Annotated in this window: 2 protein-coding genes; both read left to right on the forward strand. The window is 41.2% G+C overall.

Translation table 11 applies throughout. The features are described 5' to 3' along the window. Positions 1–164 precede the first annotated feature (164 nt). Positions 165–1025 (forward strand): tyrosine-type recombinase/integrase, encoded by an 861-nt coding sequence (locus tag H6W52_RS20970; RefSeq protein WP_029728479.1) that lies wholly within the window; start codon positions 165–167, stop codon positions 1023–1025. Continuing rightward, positions 1022–2188 (forward strand): IS91 family transposase, encoded by a 1167-nt coding sequence (locus H6W52_RS20975; RefSeq protein WP_024564049.1) that lies wholly within the window; start codon positions 1022–1024, stop codon positions 2186–2188. The genes H6W52_RS20970 and H6W52_RS20975 overlap by 4 nt, the downstream gene beginning before the upstream one ends. Positions 2189–2424 lie beyond the last annotated feature (236 nt).

Genomic DNA, 2424 nt, shown 5'->3' on the forward strand with positions numbered 1-2424 from the left:
TGTTGAACTAAACCTTCGGTAGCTTTCTCAGCGCTATATTTAGTTACTTTGTAAAACTAATTAAAAATCAGTAAAATGGCAACAAAAAAAAGAGTGTAGAAGAGCTTAGAGAAAACAAGATCATCAATCAGGCAAAGCGCGAAGTTCCGGGATTTGCGGAGCTTTTGCATAGGTTTGAACGTACGGTTTCTGTATTGGGAAGAAGCCAAAGTACCTTTCAAAATTACTCCAGACACGTCGCTGCGGTGTCGCTACATTTCGGAAAAATTCCTACAGAATTGGATCCCGAGCAAATTCACGATTACCTTTTTTACCTTCAGAAAAAATCAAAATCACCTTCACAGTCGTATTTTAAACACACCGTTTACGGACTTCGATTTCTGCTTAAATCGGAAGGTTTGAGCTATGATTATTTGAGTCTTCCGGAAATTAAAAGAGAGAAAAAACTGCCTGTAGTGCTTAGTAAACAGGAGGTTTGGCAGATGTTGTCCGGCTGTAAACTTTTAAAACATAAAATTTTGATCGGCATTCTTTACGGCTGCGGATTGCGCTGTATGGAAGTTCGAAATCTCCGTTTGTGCGACTTAGATTTTGGTCGAAAACAACTCAAAGTGGTTCAGGGAAAAGGCAAAAAAGACCGCTATTTACCACTTTCCGAACATCTGATTCGTGGGCTCAAAAAGTATATCGAAGCGGAAAAACCGGAAGATTATCTCTTTGGAGAACCTCGTGGAGGGCGTGCTGGTGGCGATTTCGATTCCCGTTACTCCCAGCGCGGCGTTCAGTGGGCGGTAAAGCAGGCATCAAAAACGGCAAATATCCTGAAAGAAGTGAGTGTCCATACGCTTCGGCACAGTTTTGCGACGCATCTTCTGGAAGATGGGATGGATATTTTGAGCATCAAAAATCTTCTCGGTCACGAAAGTATCGATACCACGCTGGTTTATCTTCAAATTGCCCAGCTTTCAACCCAAAAACTCTTTTCACCGCTCGATACCCTTTTTTCAGAATTTGGGAAAAAATGAGCGGTTTAAAAACCTCAAAAAAACAGTCAGTTCAACCTCAATCTCAACCTCAATACGAAGTCGCCGATGTTTTAAACAAATTAGGTTCAAAATTGGAAGATTTAGGACTTAATTCTTGGCAATTACGAACACTTTCAGCGTTGAAAAAATGCCGTACCTCTGCTTTGGGTGGTCATATTGACGCTTGTGATGAATGTGGAAATGTAAGCATCAGTTACAACTCCTGCCGAAACCGTCATTGCCCAAAATGTCAGAGCAAAAACCGAGAGCAATGGATTGAAAATCGGGAAACCGAACTGCTTCCGGTACCTTATTTCCACGTGGTTTTTACGCTTCCTGATGTATTGAACAAAACCGCGCTTCACGAGCCCAAAATGTTGTACGATTTTTTATTTGAATCTGCCTGGGAAACGCTTCAAACGTTTGGTGAAAATCGAGGTTTAAAAATGGGAATGATTGCTGTTTTGCACACTTGGGGGCAGAATCTGAGCCTTCATCCGCATTTGCACTGCATTGTTCCGGGCGGTGGAGTGGATGAAAGCGGAGCTTGGAAAAATCTACGTTCAGACGGCAAATTTTTGTTTCCGGTAAAGGCTTTGAGTAAAGTTTTCAGGGCTAAATTTTGTGAGAAATTAAAAGATAAAAACTTTGAAGAGTATACCAAAATCAGGCAAAATCTGTGGGAAAAGTCTTGGGTTGTTTACGCCAAAAAGCCTTTTGGAAGCCCAAAATCTGTGGTAGAATATTTGGGCAGATACACGCATAAAATCGCCATCAGCAACCAGAGAATCAGGAAAATTGACGCGGAAACGGTAACTTTTTCTTACAAAGATTACCGCCAAAAAGGCATCAAAAAGCAGATGGTTTTGAGCCATGAAGAGTTTATCCGCCGTTTTGTGATGCATATTTTACCGAAAAGATTTGTAAAAATCCGTCATTATGGTTTTTTGAGCAGCACCTGGAAGCGTATCAAACTTAAAAATCTACAACAAAATTTAGGCATCCAGCCCAAAGAAAAGCTTCCGCCAAAAGCTTTTCAGCCGAAATGTACGTGTTGTAAAGATGGAAATCTTGTGACGATTGCCACGTTCGATCTACGAGGTCCGCCAAGTTGGTTTTTGGAGATGAGCCGAAATTTACCTGCTCCTAAATCTGCATTTTAGCGGATTTGGGTAAGGGAAATGTTAACCTAACGTGAAGGAAAGCACGATAAAACCAAGAAAAACTCGCCAAAATCACCCACAAAAAAAGAGACTCTTCTCAAAGTCTCTTGTATCTCTAAAAATCTTTTGTCGATAAACCCATAGTGTGGGAAAATACCCAACCAAAAGCTGCCGAAGGTTCCGTTCAACAGGGTTTTCATTGTTCGTGCTGCGCACGCAACGAAAACTTAGCTATT

Origin of the sequence: Chryseobacterium sp. C2(2020), assembly GCF_014218915.1 — a bacterium.
GTDB lineage: Bacteria > Bacteroidota > Bacteroidia > Flavobacteriales > Weeksellaceae > Chryseobacterium > Chryseobacterium mucoviscidosis.